Source organism: Acinetobacter sp. YH12251 (assembly GCF_013417465.1).
Lineage (GTDB): Bacteria > Pseudomonadota > Gammaproteobacteria > Pseudomonadales > Moraxellaceae > Acinetobacter > Acinetobacter amyesii.
Genome location: NZ_VPDZ01000014.1, coordinates 47,670 through 63,931 on the forward strand (window position 1 = coordinate 47,670; position 16,262 = coordinate 63,931).

General features: G+C 38.5%; 15 protein-coding genes. 4 read left to right on the top strand and 11 right to left on the bottom strand.

What is annotated here, in order from left to right; genetic code table 11:
- Positions 1-84: 84 nt before the first annotated feature.
- The 3 genes from FTV27_RS12730 to FTV27_RS12740 form a co-directional block, all read right to left on the bottom strand.
- Positions 85-1,254, bottom strand: coding sequence for an acyl-CoA desaturase (locus FTV27_RS12730; RefSeq protein ID WP_180078870.1), 1,170 nt, complete (start codon positions 1,252-1,254; stop codon positions 85-87).
- A 35-nt stretch (positions 1,255-1,289) separates the two neighbouring features.
- On the bottom strand, positions 1,290-2,309 hold the full coding sequence (locus tag FTV27_RS12735) for a flavin reductase family protein (protein ID WP_180078872.1): 1,020 nt from the start codon (positions 2,307-2,309) through the stop codon (positions 1,290-1,292).
- A 258-nt stretch (positions 2,310-2,567) separates the two neighbouring features.
- Positions 2,568-3,683, bottom strand: coding sequence for an S-(hydroxymethyl)glutathione dehydrogenase/class III alcohol dehydrogenase (locus FTV27_RS12740; RefSeq protein ID WP_078193885.1), 1,116 nt, complete (start codon positions 3,681-3,683; stop codon positions 2,568-2,570).
- Between the two features lie 125 nt (positions 3,684-3,808).
- Here FTV27_RS12740 and FTV27_RS12745 point away from each other — a divergent pair, with 125 nt between their 5' ends.
- Positions 3,809-5,365, top strand: a complete 1,557-nt coding sequence (locus tag FTV27_RS12745; protein WP_180078874.1) for a phospholipase D family protein — start codon at positions 3,809-3,811, stop codon at positions 5,363-5,365.
- Positions 5,366-5,459: 94 nt separating this feature from the next.
- Here FTV27_RS12745 and FTV27_RS12750 read toward each other — a convergent pair whose 3' ends face one another.
- On the bottom strand, positions 5,460-6,104 hold the full coding sequence (locus FTV27_RS12750; protein WP_180078944.1) for a class I SAM-dependent methyltransferase: 645 nt from the start codon (positions 6,102-6,104) through the stop codon (positions 5,460-5,462).
- Positions 6,105-6,266: 162 nt separating this feature from the next.
- On the opposite strand from FTV27_RS12750, the gene FTV27_RS12755 reads away from it, so the two are divergent.
- On the top strand, positions 6,267-6,704 hold the full coding sequence (locus FTV27_RS12755) for a hypothetical protein (protein WP_078193815.1): 438 nt from the start codon (positions 6,267-6,269) through the stop codon (positions 6,702-6,704).
- A gap of 107 nt (positions 6,705-6,811) precedes the next feature.
- Here the strand turns inward: FTV27_RS12755 and FTV27_RS12760 are convergent, their stop codons facing one another.
- Both FTV27_RS12760 and FTV27_RS12765 read right to left on the bottom strand, forming a co-directional pair.
- Positions 6,812-7,420, bottom strand: coding sequence for a uracil-DNA glycosylase family protein (locus FTV27_RS12760; RefSeq protein ID WP_180078876.1), 609 nt, complete (start codon positions 7,418-7,420; stop codon positions 6,812-6,814).
- A 39-nt stretch (positions 7,421-7,459) separates the two neighbouring features.
- Positions 7,460-8,176 (bottom strand): SGNH/GDSL hydrolase family protein, encoded by a 717-nt coding sequence (locus tag FTV27_RS12765; RefSeq protein WP_180078878.1) that lies wholly within the window; start codon positions 8,174-8,176, stop codon positions 7,460-7,462.
- 192 nt (positions 8,177-8,368) lie between these two features.
- Here FTV27_RS12765 and FTV27_RS12770 point away from each other — a divergent pair, with 192 nt between their 5' ends.
- Positions 8,369-9,769 (top strand): alpha/beta hydrolase-fold protein, encoded by a 1,401-nt coding sequence (locus FTV27_RS12770; protein WP_180078880.1) that lies wholly within the window; start codon positions 8,369-8,371, stop codon positions 9,767-9,769.
- Between the two features lie 65 nt (positions 9,770-9,834).
- Here FTV27_RS12770 and FTV27_RS12775 read toward each other — a convergent pair whose 3' ends face one another.
- The 5 genes from FTV27_RS12775 to FTV27_RS12795 all read right to left on the bottom strand — a co-directional run bounded on the left by FTV27_RS12775 (position 9,835) and on the right by FTV27_RS12795 (position 15,107).
- Entirely contained in the window at positions 9,835-10,881 is a 1,047-nt protein-coding gene (locus FTV27_RS12775; protein ID WP_180078881.1) for a fatty acid desaturase, read from the bottom strand.
- Positions 10,882-11,175: 294 nt separating this feature from the next.
- Positions 11,176-11,919, bottom strand: a complete 744-nt coding sequence (locus tag FTV27_RS12780) for an SDR family oxidoreductase (protein ID WP_180078883.1) — start codon at positions 11,917-11,919, stop codon at positions 11,176-11,178.
- A gap of 19 nt (positions 11,920-11,938) precedes the next feature.
- Positions 11,939-12,637, bottom strand: coding sequence for a histidine phosphatase family protein (locus FTV27_RS12785; protein WP_180078885.1), 699 nt, complete (start codon positions 12,635-12,637; stop codon positions 11,939-11,941).
- A complete protein-coding gene (locus FTV27_RS12790) occupies positions 12,634-13,755 on the bottom strand; it encodes a phosphotransferase family protein (protein WP_180078887.1) in 1,122 nt (373 codons plus the stop codon). The genes FTV27_RS12785 and FTV27_RS12790 overlap by 4 nt, the downstream gene beginning before the upstream one ends.
- A gap of 110 nt (positions 13,756-13,865) precedes the next feature.
- Entirely contained in the window at positions 13,866-15,107 is a 1,242-nt protein-coding gene (locus FTV27_RS12795; protein WP_180078889.1) for an acyl-CoA dehydrogenase family protein, read from the bottom strand.
- Positions 15,108-15,200: 93 nt separating this feature from the next.
- Here FTV27_RS12795 and FTV27_RS12800 point away from each other — a divergent pair, with 93 nt between their 5' ends.
- Positions 15,201-16,118, top strand: a complete 918-nt coding sequence (locus tag FTV27_RS12800) for a LysR family transcriptional regulator (protein ID WP_180078891.1) — start codon at positions 15,201-15,203, stop codon at positions 16,116-16,118.
- Positions 16,119-16,262: the final 144 nt, after the last annotated feature.

A 16,262-nucleotide genomic window follows, 5' to 3' on the forward strand; every position in this document is an offset into this window, starting at 1 on the left:
GATGAACGCTACTTTGGCGAATTTACAGCTTTAAAAATCATCTATGGGAAGCATTAAGGACAATATTGCTAAACATACAGTATTTTAACGCCCGATTTTCTTCATGATTTTTTGTTTAATGCACTGCTGAAGTGTAGCTGAACGTTCCTTAAGCTCGGCACGCCAGTCATTTGGCACTGAACATTTCGCGAGTCGAACCCAAACGCTGGCAAACTGTTTGATAAAACTGGCTTCGTTGTAGTGAATACCATATTCCTCACAGAGTGCTTTAATTTTAGGTGCGGCTTCTGCATAGCGGTTTGCAGGCATATCTGGGAATAAATGGTGTTCAATTTGGTGACTCAAATTACCACTGAGTATATGCAACCATTGTGTTCCACTAAAATTACTTGAGCCACGAATTTGACGGAGATACCACTCTGCTCGAGTTTCATTTTCAGTATTGTCCATCTCGAAGTTTTCCGCATCTTCAGTAAAATGACCATTAAAGATGACAGCGGAAGCCCATAAACTACGAATCACGTTGGCTACCGCATTTCCTGCAAATACCGGAATCGCATTGGGACCTGCAATAAGCGGGAAAAATACATAATCTTTAATCACTTGGCGCTTAATTTTCTGACGTACATCGGCCGCTTCATGCCATACATCTTTCCAATTTTTGGTTTTATACGCAATAACATCTTCTAAATGTAAACGTTGAATGCCGACATACCACTCAAAGAAAACCATGAGTTGGGCAGCCAGTGGAATATTAAAAAGGAAACGTGGCTCCCACTTTTGCGATTCACTTACACGGATTAAGCCATAGCCGACATCATGGTCCATACCGACAATATTGGTATAGGTATGATGCACATAGTTATGGGTATATTTCCAGTCTTGACCTGTGGCAATGGTATCCCAATCATAATTAGCACCATTTAAACTCGGGTCATTTAACCAATCAAACTGACCATGCATCACATTATGACCGAGTTCCATGTTCTCTACGATTTTAGAAATACCCAATAAACCCGTACCCATTAACCAAACTGGTGGAATCCAACCTGCAAACATCAACATGCCACGAGATGCGATCTCGCTATAACGGACAAAATTGCGAATTTTATAAATATACGCTGCATCTTTTTCACCTACACTCTGCATGATTTCACGTCGTATTTGCTCGACTTTTTCACCAAATTCAGCAGTTTGTTCTGGAGATAAATAACGTGACTTACTATTCGGACGAATATATATCGATTGATTCATGTTGATGCCCCTGATTTGTTTTTATGCGGCGTGGGTTAGAGTTGAATACGTACAGGTGAAATTGCCTGAGAGACACATAATTTGATTTGTGTGTTATTCGCATGATCGATTTCGCCAGTAAGTAAGTTTTTCACTGAACCCTGCAATTTCGTACACGAACAAGTATTACAAATACCCATCCGACAACCATGCGCAGGTTTTAAACCGGCTTTTTCAGCACTTTCAAGTAAGTTACCTTCTGCTAAAAAATCTTGTTGGGCTAAACTAAAAGTGACAGGTTGAGCAGGCACTGAATCATCAGCAATCATCTGAAAATATTCAGTATTTAAATATTCTGAAAGCTTAAACTCACGATACAGTTGCTCAATGCTTTGCATCGTTGGCGCTGCACCACAGGCATAGCAATCTCGCTGCTTAAAATCGGGGACCATGTGGTTTAGCACCTCTGGTGAGATATGTAATTTAGTTTTCAGCGTATTAATCGCATGTAAGTGTGCATGGTTTGATTGCTTCGCTAGTTGAATCAATTCATCCAAATACGCATCATCTCGATTGAAATAAATCAGGTCAACCACACGTTCAAGCTTAATCGCTTGTTTAAACAAAGCCATGATTGAGGTAATGCCACTACCTGAAGCAAGCAGTAAAATTGGTCGATCCGAATTTAGCTTTAGGCCAAACTCACCTTGCGGTTGCGATAATTCAACAACATCACCTGTTTTTAATTGCGTCAGGCAATTGGACACGTTGCCTTGCTGTTTAACTGCAATCACCACATGACCTGATGTATTGATTTCGACGATGCTATAGCTACGTTGATGACGTACACCATCTTTGACCACTGTCACCAGAACACATTGGCCTGGTCGATAGTTTGCTACTTTAAAGTTGTGATTCGCTAAAAAACTCAGTTCATAAAACCCGATTCCCACACAACGTGATTTGACCAATTGTGCTTTTACACGTTTGTAGGCCCAAATTGCATCAAATTTTTCTGCAATAAAATCAATAAAATCTTCCCGAATCCACTCAGGCTTGTAACTTGTAGTTGTCATTTTTTGCCTCGGATAATGCATTAATATACATTTGTTTTTAAATTATGCTTACCTTATGTTTAGTGCTAATTTCCCACCATGTGAATTCGGGACAAAATCTATCATTTGGCATTTTTTATCATTATATGTCTAACAATCTGTCACTTTTTGCAAATCCTAATTTGAAGTTTTGATTTGTTATAACGACACAAAAAAAAACTAGGCCAAAGCCTAGTTTTAAAACAGTGAAAATTAACGTATTAATATTTACATCAATGCTTAATCTTCAAAATGTACAACAGAGCGAATTGATTTACCTTCATGCATTAAATCAAAAGCTTCATTGATTTTATCTAGCCCCATGGTGTGGGTCACGAATGGTTCAAGTTTAATCTCGCCTGACATGGCTTCTTCTACCATACCCGGTAATTGTGAACGACCTTTAACACCACCGAAAGCAGTGCCTTTCCAAGTACGACCAGTAACCAATTGGAATGGACGGGTTGAAATTTCTTGACCTGCACCTGCCACACCAATAATCACAGATTGACCCCAACCACGGTGAGCACATTCCAAAGCAGAGCGCATCACATTGGTATTGCCAATACATTCAAATGAATGGTCGACGCCCCAACCCGTCATTTCTACAATCACTTCTTGAACTGGACGATCATAATCTTTTGGATTAACAAAATCTGTAGCGCCAAATTCTTCAGCCAATTTGAATTTGTCAGGATTGGTATCTACCGCAATGATACGACCTGCTTTAGCTTTTTTAGCACCTTGTACCACAGCCAAACCAATTCCACCTAAACCAAAGACTGCAACTGAATCACCTTCCTGAACTTTAGCGGTATTTTTAACTGCACCAAGGCCTGTTGTTACGCCGCACCCCAACAAACACACATGCTCATGGTTCGCTTCAGGGTTAATTTTTGCCAAAGACACTTCTGCAACCACAGTATATTCAGAGAATGTTGAACAGCCCATATAGTGATAAATCGGCTGACCATTATAAGAAAAACGTGTTGTACCATCCGGCATTAAACCTTTCCCTTGTGTTGCTCGTACAGATACACAAAGATTCGTTTTACCCGATTTACAGAATAAACATTCACCACATTCTGCGGTATAAAGCGGAATAACATGATCACCTGGTTGCACTGAAGTCACACCTTCACCGACTTCAACCACAACACCTGCACCTTCATGCCCTAAAATTGCTGGAAATACGCCTTCAGGATCATCACCCGACAATGTAAATGCATCTGTATGACACACACCTGTATGGCTAATTTTGACTAAAACCTCACCTGCTTTAGGTGGTGCCACATCAATTTCAACAATTTCTAAAGGCTGACCCGGTCCAAAAGCAACGGCTGCACGTGATTTCATGTCTAAAAACATCCTGTATGGCTTATATTAACAGATGAGTTACAGTAACCTCTTTTTAAGCCTAGATACAACCTTAAAACATGATGTTATGATGAATTTTTCAAGGAATGATTAATGCTATTCGAATGATACAATTACGTGAAATAAGTTGTACTGTCGGTTTAACTGTTTCGATCAGCCTATTAACTGGATGCAGCTTACCTAGCAATCAGTCAAAAAAAGATGTCCCTATACAATCACATGCAGAAAAATGGATTACGTCTGCTACGGATTTAGAAAAATTACAACAAAAACAAACGGCTTATTTAGCCTTAGATGATGCCTTCTTAAGCATTGCATCTCGCCTGCATTTGATTCGAAACGCAAAATACACCATCGATTTGCAATATTATATTTGGGAAAATGATGCTATTGGGCATTTGATGTTTCAAGAATTACTGCATGCCGCTGACCGTGGGGTAAAAGTAAGGCTACTAATTGATGATCAAAACGGGACGAAACTCGATCCGACCTTACAATCCCTTTCAGCTCATCCCAACATTTCAATCAAACTGTTTAATCCCTATAAATTCAGAAAATTACGTGTCATTGATTATGCATTTCGCTTAAAGCATATTAACCATCGTATGCATAATAAATTAATCGTTGCCGATGGTTTTATAGGCGTAACTGGTGGTCGTAACATCAGTAATGAATATTTTGATGCTAGTGAAAGTTTTCAATTTACAGATTTGGATATCCTTTTCTATGGGGAAGCCATTCAACAAGCCAATCAAGTGTTTTTGAACTTTTGGAATGATGATTTAAGTTATTCTGTCCAGCAATGGATTGGTGCAGGTACAAAAGCAGACTTAAATCAATTAAGACAAACGTACCAAGAAAACTCTACAACGTTGACTAAAGATCAACAGCGCATTAACTATGCACAGCAACAACTGGCGGCTCAGCTTAAACTAAGACCGGTGAATTGGGCCGTAGCACATTTCATTGCGGATAGTCCGAATAAAATTCGTGGTGAGGCTAAAGAGCAAGAATTAATTTATAACCAATTTTCGACCTTGATGGGACAGCCCAAGGAACGCATGGAATTGGTTTCAGCTTATTTTGTTCCCACGCAACAAGGAACTGACTTTCTAACGGGTCTTGCAGGTAAAAATGTAGAAGTCCGTGTGTTAACCAATTCATTTTTAGCCAATGACGTCGCTGTCGTTCATGCGTTTTATCAAAAATATCGCAAAGACTTACTCGAAAATGGCGTGAAACTATATGAATTTAAACCTTATATAGAGCGTTCAAAACGCACATGGTATGAGGTCATAACTGGAAATATCATCCCTGCAAAAGGCAAAAATGCCTCTAGTTTGCATGCAAAATTTTTCGATATCGACGGAATGGTGTTTATTGGATCATTTAACTTTGATCCACGTTCCGCAAATTTAAATTCGGAAGTTGGCCTTGTCGTTAAGTCTGATCGATTACAAAACGATATTTCTGCCGCATTAAACCAATATTTACCGCAAATTGCGTATGAATTAAAACTGGATGAAAACGGCGAAATCATTTGGTTAGAGCATCAAAAAAATGGAAAAATCAAAACCTATACCCATGAACCCGAAACAACCCGATTCCAACGATTTAGCATAAAAGCAGTGTCATACCTCCCTATCGAATGGATGATGTAATGACAATGTACTGCTAATTGGTTAGGTTTTTCTCATCGATAATATCTAATAGGAACGATTTAAGCAGTTTCAAGCAACTCAATAATGCTCTTGTTCAGTCTCGTTTATATGAGTGCTGGCTTTTGAAAATAACCAAACCATTGATTTCGCCAAGAAATTCCACTTGCCCATAATTGGCTGCTTTCAGCGCTGCTAAATGTTCCTCAACTGACATATACAACTCATGGTTTTGCTGAGCATGTGGTGCATATAAATGATCACATACAAAATACACGCCTTGTGTATTTAACAACGTTTTTACAGTCCGATGAAACTCTGCTGCATACGCCTTATGTCTCAATTCATGTAAGGCCTGATGAATAATAATCACATCAAAGATACTTTTTTCATTGAAGTGAAGAGATTTTTCCCAATCCGATTGTTTGAAATCCCCTGTTATAAAATTACATTTTAAGCGTTGCGCTGCACTTAATTTTTCTTTTGCCAAGTCATGCATAGCTTCGGAAAAATCAAATGCTGTGTAATCTATATTTGGACAATGATTGATTAAAAAATCAGCCAAATAACCTGGACCTGAACCCAGTTCAAGTACACGGGCATTCGGGTTGAAAGCCAAAATAGAGTCAACATACATTTGAAAGATGTCATAACGCCACGGACGTTTAAGATTGACTTCAGCTGCCCATTGTTTAGCTTCGATTGGATCTTTTAAGTCTATAGGGCTGGGCACATCGTTTATGTGTATATTATTTTCGCAATGCATTTTTCTTAGACTTAATTTAGATAGATTGAATGCTATTTATACATAAAATATCTCAATAAAAGCAAAGGTTTTACTCACACTTGATGATGCTTTAACATCCACCTCTTATTTTGTTTTATCTCCTCCTAAAGTTTTCTAATGCAATTTTTTGATTTAAGCCGCCAATTTAATTTAAGTGATATTTTAACGCCTTTTACGACACTTCCTGAACTTGGTCATCAAGAATGGTTTTTGTCGAAAGTTCGGGTTGAGCATGACTGCTTATCTGACAATGACATGATTGAAGGCCAAGCTGTGCTTAAATCTAATCACAATATCCAAATTGAGTTGGAATGGTTAATTCAAGATACAGGTCATGAATTACAGCTTTTATTTAAAGGCATTGAAACTGCAGCTAGCGAAGAAACTTTGGTGATCGTGAAAGGCGCACAAATTGTAGATGATGCAAACAAAAAAGTTTCATCTCAGACACTGAGTTTATGGATCGATGGCACTTTACTACCTATGCTGCCGAATATTCGCAAAGAAATTAAAGCTCGTTTAAACCTTTGGGATTATGTTGAATATGATGGCTAAGGAGTTGATGTTTATCCATTATTAAGATGCCACGTTTTAATCATTGAATGTTTGCCTGTTTAAATAAGAAATTTTATTCAAGGCATTTCATAAATTCGAAAACTTACTTAAAGGAAGCCTATATCTTTAAATAAGCTTTGGTAGGCTTCGGCTTTTTTTTCCAATGCTAGTGGATAAGCTCTAGATGATGACGGCATACGGTATAAAGTCAAATCTCTGCCTGCAAATTCGGTACGAACAGCATGCCCAATGTGTGGTTTTTCCGTATTTTTTGGCATAGAGAGCATTAAAGTATCAGTCGCTTTGTCTCCTGTCGTCATAATACTATGGCAATTAGGCATCTGCGTAAGAAGCTTCGCAATATCGGTTTGCTGATGGATCTGTAAAAACTTGTCTGACGCATTGCCTTTCAAACGAATCACTTGATAGGCCGTATCAAAAATGCCTATGCCTATTTCATTTAAAAAATCTCGAATGAGCTGTTCTTTAAAAGTTTTGCTCTCTAGATTGAGAAAATGATTTTTATCCTGAAAAAAACATAGGCCATAGATTTTCCACATGTCATTTTGGAAATTTGGATAGTAAAAATCCATTTTCCAGCGTGTTTTGGGTGGTGGAAAACTCCCTAGCATCAAGAGTTTCCCATTTGATGGCAAAAATGGCGTTAATGGATGCGTTTCAATTTGCGGATTCACGTCGGAAATATCTTTGCTCATGTAGATTTAACTTCACCAAGTGATTGAATCATATATTATCTATGAAAATTGTGCAGTGATGTGTTTTGCTATTTTTTCAGCCCATAACTGATAAATTTCTTTACTCGGGTGAAAGCCGTCTTTGGCCATTTTTAAATTTTTTTCACGATACTCGTGTAAATCGTATTGAATTAATCGCATATTCGCTTGAGTATTAACATAATTTTTTAAAATCGCATTCATCTTTTGCGAATATTGTCCAAACAACCATGACAATGGAAACGGTAAAGCTGGAAACGCATCCATTGGTGGCACACCTGAAATGATCAATAGCTGTGGATGAAACCTTTCCTCGACAGCTTGATATAAACGCTGCTGGAGCTTCAACCATTGGTCTGGCTGTTTTAATGCTGTGACATCATTGACACCAACAGAACTGATCACGACATCAAAGTTCTGCTTTGCGACATTATCCAAAGCATTGATGATTTGCTGGCTGTTATATCCTGTTGTGGCTTCAAGGCAATAATGAACTTGATAATCAGGCGATAAAATTTTAAGCAATTGTCCCAATAGCGCATCCGACTGATGCTCGACGCCGACACCTGCTGCTGCTGAATCACCTAGTATTAATACCGATAATGGTCTATTACCCTGACCACTCATCCCACAACGTTCTCCCATCGGTTCTGCTAAACGTGGGGTATTTTTTTTCACACGGTAACCTTGGATCAGTAATGCAGGTAACAGCAGCAGTGTTGATACTTTGAGTAGCATAATATTTGGGTAATGATTGAGAGCTTATCGTCTTCATTATTTTAAATAGTTTAAGAAACAAAGCATTGACTCTATTGTTATTTTTCTACATTTTCTTTTTTTAAAAGCACCATTCTGCGGCATATTGCTAGTTTTTTATATTAATAATGATTATCATTTATTGGTTTTCATCCTACCTATTTTATTATTTCAATGAAAGAACTTTCCCCACTTTTTTTAGCTTGCTCAATTAGCTTTGCTGTTACTTCTGCTTTTGCCCAAACTCAAAATTCACCCGCTTTAACCGATACAATAGAAAAAAAACATTTTCCCTATGCTGCTGCATGTGAAGATGTCAAAGCGCAAAGCCAAATATTATTAAACCTACAATATCAGTTAAATCAAAATCCAAAACAACATGCTCAAATTCTTGAAGATTTTTGGAAGCGTGTAGAGCTTATAGGTACACCAATCATTGAAAACTATGATGAAAAACATGACCGTATAATTTTTTTATGGAAAGGTGCGCAGCATAATGTTCGCCTTATTGGTGGCCCAAGTAATGACCATGAATGGTTAACACGCCTACCAAATACCGATATTTGGTTTAAAGAATCGATTATTGATCATCGTTATATTGGCAGTTATAGCTTTGCTGTCGATTTACCGAACTTAGAAGGCTATCTGTCAAATTATTGTCCGCATCTGAATCCAAAACTTAAAGAATCAAGAATGCAGCGTCGTGCTGTGATACAGGTACAACGGATTGATCCTTTCAATAAAAAGACTTATCTCGCAAGTGATGACACGTCAGGCTTGCGTAATGAAAATTTAGTGGCGCTTAAAGATGTCCCGCCTTTTATTGATCCAAAACAATATCCAAATGTGAAACAGCCCCAATTACAAGAGTTTGTTCTAGACAGCAAAATTTTGAATAACTCACGTAAAATCCAAATTTACCAATCTAAAGCCAAGAAAAACCAGAGCTATATCACTGCTATATTTTTTGATGGTCAGCAATATAATGAATTACTGAATGTTCCAAAGGCGTTAGACATTTTAGTTGAACAAGGTCAATTGCCACCAATTCAAGCCATATTTGTTTCTCCACCGAATGAGCAGGAACGACCGAAAGAATTAACACCTAATGCAAAATTTTCAGCGTTTTTTAGTGATGAACTGATGCCTTGGATTCAAAAAAATGCACCTGCAAAAGTCGATTCGAAGAAAACGGTACTACTTGGGTCAAGTCTTGGCGGTTTAAGTTCAGCTTATTTAGCCTTAGAAAATCCAAATCAAATTAGTCACGTCGTACCGTTATCTGGATCATTTTGGTGGCAAAATGCGCCGACAGACCTCCCTAATGGCATTAGTAAAATCATTCGTGATAAAACCTCACAACCTAAACAGCATTGGTTTATTACTGCCAATAGTTATGAAAGCTCTCGAAATAATAATGAACTGAGTATTTTAGAGACTTCACCTATTGTTGCAGCAGATTTAAAAAATAAAGGTCATGATGTGCATTACCAATCATATATCGGCGGACATTCCTATGCGGTATGGCAAGTTGCCTTGCAAGATGCACTCAAACATTTTTTTGCACACAAGTAATTTATAAAAGTTTAGATCATAAAAAAAGCCCTCAATTGAGGGCTTTTTTTGAAGCTATTACTGATTTAATTCCAGCGATTTATGCGTTTAAAGGTTCCAAAATCATTGAAACGTACACCAGCCTCACGCATGACTTGGTGTGCAGTTTTTGCAGTTAGGTGTCGAATATAAAACGGCTCTTTAACCACAAAATGGTGGATGGCATGGGTCGAACCAAAGTTAAAGCAAAATAATTGCATTGGGAACAACCACCACGGATTTAACACCTGAGTTTGTTTAATGACATCGCGTGGGTCAATATCACCATAATAATGCATATTTGAGCTGATAAATTGTAAGCAGAAAGAACGTATAAAGTTCGGAATAATCCAAATCACAGCTAAAAAATTAATCGTTGGAATTAATTTCACTAAATTGACTGACCAACTAATACTTTGTCCTAACATTGGAGCAATACCATTCACCACATGATAAATGACAAATACATACCAAATGCCGTAATAAACAAAACTTAAGGGGAAAAATCCAGTCAATTGAGAGAACAATGCCGTTTTACGTTCTTTTTCAGGTTGTTTTTCAATGAATGTCCTAATCATCTTGAACATTTGAAATGGGCGCAAATAAACCGTCATCAATTGATCGCTAATGACCAATATACGACGTAAACCCCACGGCATGCCATTACTAATGCCCCGTTCTTCCAAATCGTATTCTGAACCTGAATATTTATGGTGGTTGAGATGCAAACGACGACGTGCCCAAGGACTAATAGTATTCGGACGTGCTAACCACACCAAGGCCAACATGAGATGGTGAGCCCACGGCGTCTTTTTAAAGTACATATAATGAATCAGGTCATGTTCTAATTCATGTGTCAGTGAAGCAAACATCGCCACCAAAATCACACAAGCCCATGCCGGTAAAATGCCAACAGCAAACGCCCAAGCTGAACCCAACATTCCTAGTAGCGCAAAAATAAGGATGGCTGCGCCTATAAAGTTTTGATGTTTTAAAATGGGATATTGCTGACGTAAGTCTTCACCAGCTTTCGTTACGACAGTTCTGACTTTGTTAATTCGCTGTTGATCTGTCATATCGGAAGACATAGACATAGTACAAACCTAAAAATTAATGAACAGTTGTACATTAAAGCAAATTAAAAAAAAGGAAATCGCTATTTTGAGAACAAATCATCGTCTGTTCAAATATTCAACATTTTATTTATTTTCAATATCTTATTTATAAATAATCTGAGTATTTACTCCATTTTTTCTTTGCAAAATCGGCTGCTTTTTATGTCTTTTCATCACAGGTTTTATGTATTCCTTTTTAACCTACAGAGGATGACGAATATCATTTGAGAATAATAAAGCCCCAAAATTGGAGCTTTATTATTGCATAAAGGTTTAACCCAATTTATTCACGATCTTTAACGGCAATACTTTCATCGCAAGACCTAGAGGCAACCATGGCCATTGTGGTACATAGGCTTTAACCGGTGCTTTCTCAATGGCTTTTGCTAAAAGATGTGAACCCGTTTTTTCATCGACTTCAAATGGCAGTTTTTTCGCACCTTCATTGATCTCTGTACGAATATAACCAGGGAAAATAGTCGTCACTTTAATTGGGGTATCAATCAGTTCTGCACGAATACCTTCAGCTAGAGCAGCAACACCTGCTTTACTCGCACCATAAGCCGTTAAATGTTTAGGCATGCCACGCATAGCACTCATCGAAGAAATCACCACCAAATGCCCTGCATTTTGGCTACGGAAAATTTCAACCGCAGCTTCGCATTGCGCCAAAGCAGAGATAAAGTTGGTTTCAACTGTGGCACGGTTAATTTCAAAATTGCCTTTACCAATACGACGACCTTCACCGACACCTGCGTTGACAATAACACGGTCAATACTGCCAAAATCTGCTTTAAAGGCACGGAACACTTCAAACACTTGATCGTAATTTGTGACATCGAGGGTTTTCGTAATCACTTTGATGCCATATTGGCTTTCCAATTCCTGCTTTAGTGTTTCTAGACGCTCTAAACGACGTGCGCAAATGGCCAAGTTGTAGCCTTTTTGCGCAAACTCGCGTGCCATTCCTGCACCAATCCCTGAGCTTGCACCTGTAATTAAAATTGTTTTAGCCATGATAATTCCTTTGTTTATCTTAGATCCAAGTCAATAAATTTGGATCAACTGCTTTTATAAAATGGTGTTCATTTAAACTGAGTAATTGCGGTTCATTTCCAACTAAACGCAGTGTTGTCATACTGGTATTGGCAATGGCCCAATTGAGTGCAAATGTTTTTTCTGGACTCAGCCCTAATATTTTACCTACTGCAACCGAGATCACTCCACCTGAAGTAAACACAACGGCATAACGTGGTTTGGTTTCAGCCAGTTGAGTGCATAACTTTTCTAGCGCTGTTTCGACTCGATTTTTAAAATGTGGCCAAGATTCATCGTATTCATGATGAAATTCTCCGCCTGTCCAACGCTCAATGGCACCTTCAAAAATTTTGGATAAATAAGCACGCGGGTTTTCATGCTTAGATACATCTTCTTTTAATAAATGCGGCTGGTTAAATCGAGGTTCATACTGAGCAAAAACTTGCTGATGATTAAATTCATTCCACGCGTTATCTGTATCAACTTGTGCTTCTGGAAAGCATTCAGCCAATGCAAGATTGGCTGTTTGTTGATGACGTTGCATTGAGCCCGCAACCACATAAGGACTTTCTTTTAAAATACGGTCGAAATACTGTCCCAGCACCTTAGCCTGTAGCTCACCGTTGGGAGAAAGCTTGTCATAGCTTTCTGCACCAAAAGAAGCCTGACCGTGCCGAATTAAATATATCGTGGTCATTTCCCTAAAATATCCTTCATTTTTTCAATATATTTTTGTGCCACGTCATTGGCTTCAAGTTTTTGCAAACCAATAAGTTTTAAGGCACGAATATGCAAAGCATGGATCACAATCCAAAAATCTTTAAATGCCGGATTATTGGTTTGCTTGTGGTAAAAGCGGTAATAAATTTGCTGTGCAATTACCGCTAAACGGAAAATGCCGAACACTTCATAAAAGGTCCAGTTGTCTGTTTGTAGACCAGTTTTTTCTAAGTAATATTCAACGACTTCTTTACGGCTAAACATGCCTCTCAAGTTAGTCGGCTGACGGCGTGTCGCTTTAAAAATTGCGTTATCGCCACTTTCAACCCAATACGCTAAAGCTGAACCTAAGTCCATCAGCGGATCGCCAAGCGTTGCCATTTCCCAATCCAATACGCCAATCACTTGGGTAGGATCATTTGGATCTAAAATGACGTTGTCAAAACGCCAATCGTTATGAATTACACAGGTTTTAGAGTCAGCAGGAATATTGTCTTTGAGCCAATTACGGACATATTTAAAAGAAGGAACATTTAAGGTTTTGGCTTTTTCATAGCGTGCGTCCCAACCTTCCACTTGACGACGACAGTAGCCGTCGCCCTTGCCTATTTTTTCTAAATCTGTGCCTTGGTATGGCACTTGATGCAGCTCAACGAGTTTATCAATCACATTGATGCATAATTCGCGAACTTGGCTTTCATCAAAATTGATTTCTTTGGGTAAGTTTGCACGTGGAATGATGCCTTCTACGCGTTTCATCACGTAGAAATCACAGCCAATCACTGATTCGTCCTGACATAGCGCCACCATTTCTGGGAGTACAGGATAAAATTCAGATAATGCCTTCTGTACATTATATTCACGTGCCATATCATGTGCAGACTTGGCTTTGGTGCCTTTCGGTGGACGACGTAAGATTAAATCAGCATTGTCGTATTTTAAGCGATAAGTCCAATTTGATGCGCCACCTGAATATTGAGTGACTTCTACAGGCCCTTCTATTTCAACGCCATATTCAATCAACCAATTGCCTACAGCACGTACATCCAGTTCTTCACCCTCACGAACTGAACCGCCTACATCGATCACTGACATGCTTTTCTTCCTAAACTTGAATCTATCATGATGATAAAAATATAATTTTCTATAGTTTTATAGCATGGACAATTCGGGGTTGCCATGCCAAATACGTGACTACAACTTGTTTATTTTTTACGGCGACTGCTGTAACCGCGCTTCGCCAATTCTAATTTAGCAATCATACCTTTATGCACTTCATCAGGGCCATCAGCCAGACGCAGTGAACGTGCTTGAGCAAAGAAGCCTGTGAGTGGTGTATCTCGAGAAACCCCAGCACCACCGTGGATTTGAATCGCCATATCAACAACTTTTTCTAATACACTCGGCGCGACCACTTTAATGGCAGAAATCTCGGTTAATGCAGCCATATTCCCTTGAGTATCCATTTTATATGCTGCATAAAGGGTCAGCAAACGTGCTTGATCAATCGCAACACGTGCTTCTGCTACGCGTTCTAAATTGCCACCGAGTTTTAAAATTTCTTTACCAAAAGCAGTACGGCTCATACCGCGGTCAATCATCAGTTCTAGCGATTTTTCGGCAGCACCAATACAACGCATACAATGATGAATACGGCCTGGGCCTAAACGACCTTGTGCAATTTCAAAACCTTGACCTGCGCCGCCAATAAAGTTTGCAACAGGAACACGAACATTTGTGAAGCTAATTTCACCATGTCCATGTGGCGCATCATAGTCGCCAAACACAGGTAACATACGTTCGATTTTGACTCCAGCAGTTTCAACAGGTACTAAAACCATAGAATGCTGATGATGACGGTCTTTGCTTTCATCTGGTGTATGCGCCATAAAAATAATGATTTTGGCATTAGGATCACCTAAACCTGAAGACCACCACTTACGGCCATTCAATACAATTTCGTCGCCTTCAACGACAGCCGTAGCTTCCATATTGGTTGCATCACTTGAAGCAACAGCAGGTTCTGTCATACAAAATACTGAACGGATTTTGCCGTCCAGTAATGGTGTTAACCATTGCTGCTTTTGTTCTTCAGTACCATAGCGCCAAATCACTTCCATATTGCCGCTGTCTGGTGCATTGCAATTGAATACCGTAGGTGCAAGTAAACTACGGCCTGATAGTTCTGCGATGTGTGCATATTCTTGTACAGATAAACCTTGTCCAAGTTCAGCACATGGTAAAAACATATTCCACAAGCCTGCAGCTTTGGCTTTATCTTTTAATACCTCTAACTGTGCCGGCCATTGCCATTTGGTCCAATCGCCACCTTGGTTCAGCTCATGAACTTCTGCCCAAAACTCAGTTTCTACAGGCTCAATTTCATCTTTAATAAATTTTTTTGTTCTTTCAATATAATCTTGTGCACGTGCTGAAAGTTCAAACATGACAACATCCTTTAAATATTCTGTTCTTTACGCTTTACAACACCATAACCTGAAATCTAATATGAACAAAATGATTTAATTCAATAGATGAACATGAATAGTATTCATAAAAACACCGTCATCGATATGGGTGTGTTTCACCGTATGGATATCAATTTATATCCACTTTATATCGCAATTTATGAACAAAAAAGCATTTCAAAAGCTGCAAAAATTTTGTGTATTACTCAGTCTGCAGCGAGTCATGCACTTCAACGGTTAAGACAACATTTACAAGATGACTTATTTGTACGTGCTGGAGCAAAAATGCTTCCGACGCCATTTGCCGAGCAGATTTATCCTGTAATTAAAAATGCGCTTATTGCGATTCAAAGTATTTCTATCCAAAAACAACAATTTACTCCTTCAATGGTACAGAGCTTGAAAATTGCGGTACATGATGAAATTGAACCGATCATTTTTCCCAAGTTAGTTGAACACTTTCAACAGCAACAGTTTCAGATCCAATTTTCCAGTATCAAATTAGATCGCAAAACCATTGTGGCTGATCTTGCTGCACAGCAAATCGATTTTGCGATTGACCTTGAGCAAAACTTTGGTGAAAAGATCAATTTTCAAACCTTGGTTGAAGACCAATTCGTGATTTGTAGTCAACACCCTAAGATGGATGAGTCTATTTATCTTTCTGCTCCTCACATTGGGGTTTCTTCCCGACGTGCAGGTGTATTAGTCGAGGATATTTATTTAAATCGTAAAAAACACTCTAGAGAGATTTTTTTACGCTGTCAGCATTACTCTACTGCGCTACAAATTTTGGCACAGCAACCCAAGGCAATATTAACGATTCCGCAAAATATTTTGACGCATTTACAGGTTGCTCCCGAACTAAATATTTTTGATGTACCTGTAGACTTGCCGAAAATTAAACTAGGGATGTATTGGCATAATGATTTGGAATTAAATTCACGGCATGTTTTTTTGCGAAGCCAAATTTCTAAAATTTTTGCTTAGGCTATTTTATGATGATATATTAGCTTGCTTAGGCTATTTACATGGATTTAGATTGAATTTTGCGTGATGAAACTTGCTGTATATTTATAGATCAAATGCTGATTATTTAATGTATTTTTAACTGACCGTCGGTTTCTTCGACAG

What these genes read in the sequence shown, in the direction of transcription:
- FTV27_RS12760 (WP_180078876.1), bottom strand. Translation starts at nt 7,420, where the DNA reads ATGAGCAAAGATATTTCCGACGTGAATCCGCAAATTGAAACGCATCCA.
- FTV27_RS12735 (WP_180078872.1), bottom strand. Translation starts at nt 2,309, where the DNA reads ATGACAACTACAAGTTACAAGCCTGAGTGGATTCGGGAAGATTTTATT.
- FTV27_RS12745 (WP_180078874.1), top strand. Translation starts at nt 3,809, where the DNA reads ATGATACAATTACGTGAAATAAGTTGTACTGTCGGTTTAACTGTTTCG.
- FTV27_RS12775 (WP_180078881.1), bottom strand. Translation starts at nt 10,881, where the DNA reads ATGTCTATGTCTTCCGATATGACAGATCAACAGCGAATTAACAAAGTC.
- FTV27_RS12780 (WP_180078883.1), bottom strand. Translation starts at nt 11,919, where the DNA reads ATGGCTAAAACAATTTTAATTACAGGTGCAAGCTCAGGGATTGGTGCA.
- FTV27_RS12795 (WP_180078889.1), bottom strand. Translation starts at nt 15,107, where the DNA reads ATGTTTGAACTTTCAGCACGTGCACAAGATTATATTGAAAGAACAAAA.
- FTV27_RS12755 (WP_078193815.1), top strand. Translation starts at nt 6,267, where the DNA reads ATGCAATTTTTTGATTTAAGCCGCCAATTTAATTTAAGTGATATTTTA.
- FTV27_RS12790 (WP_180078887.1), bottom strand. Translation starts at nt 13,755, where the DNA reads ATGTCAGTGATCGATGTAGGCGGTTCAGTTCGTGAGGGTGAAGAACTG.
- FTV27_RS12765 (WP_180078878.1), bottom strand. Translation starts at nt 8,176, where the DNA reads ATGCTACTCAAAGTATCAACACTGCTGCTGTTACCTGCATTACTGATC.
- FTV27_RS12770 (WP_180078880.1), top strand. Translation starts at nt 8,369, where the DNA reads ATGAAAGAACTTTCCCCACTTTTTTTAGCTTGCTCAATTAGCTTTGCT.
- FTV27_RS12800 (WP_180078891.1), top strand. Translation starts at nt 15,201, where the DNA reads ATGAATAGTATTCATAAAAACACCGTCATCGATATGGGTGTGTTTCAC.
- FTV27_RS12785 (WP_180078885.1), bottom strand. Translation starts at nt 12,637, where the DNA reads ATGACCACGATATATTTAATTCGGCACGGTCAGGCTTCTTTTGGTGCA.
- FTV27_RS12740 (WP_078193885.1), bottom strand. Translation starts at nt 3,683, where the DNA reads ATGAAATCACGTGCAGCCGTTGCTTTTGGACCGGGTCAGCCTTTAGAA.
- FTV27_RS12730 (WP_180078870.1), bottom strand. Translation starts at nt 1,254, where the DNA reads ATGAATCAATCGATATATATTCGTCCGAATAGTAAGTCACGTTATTTA.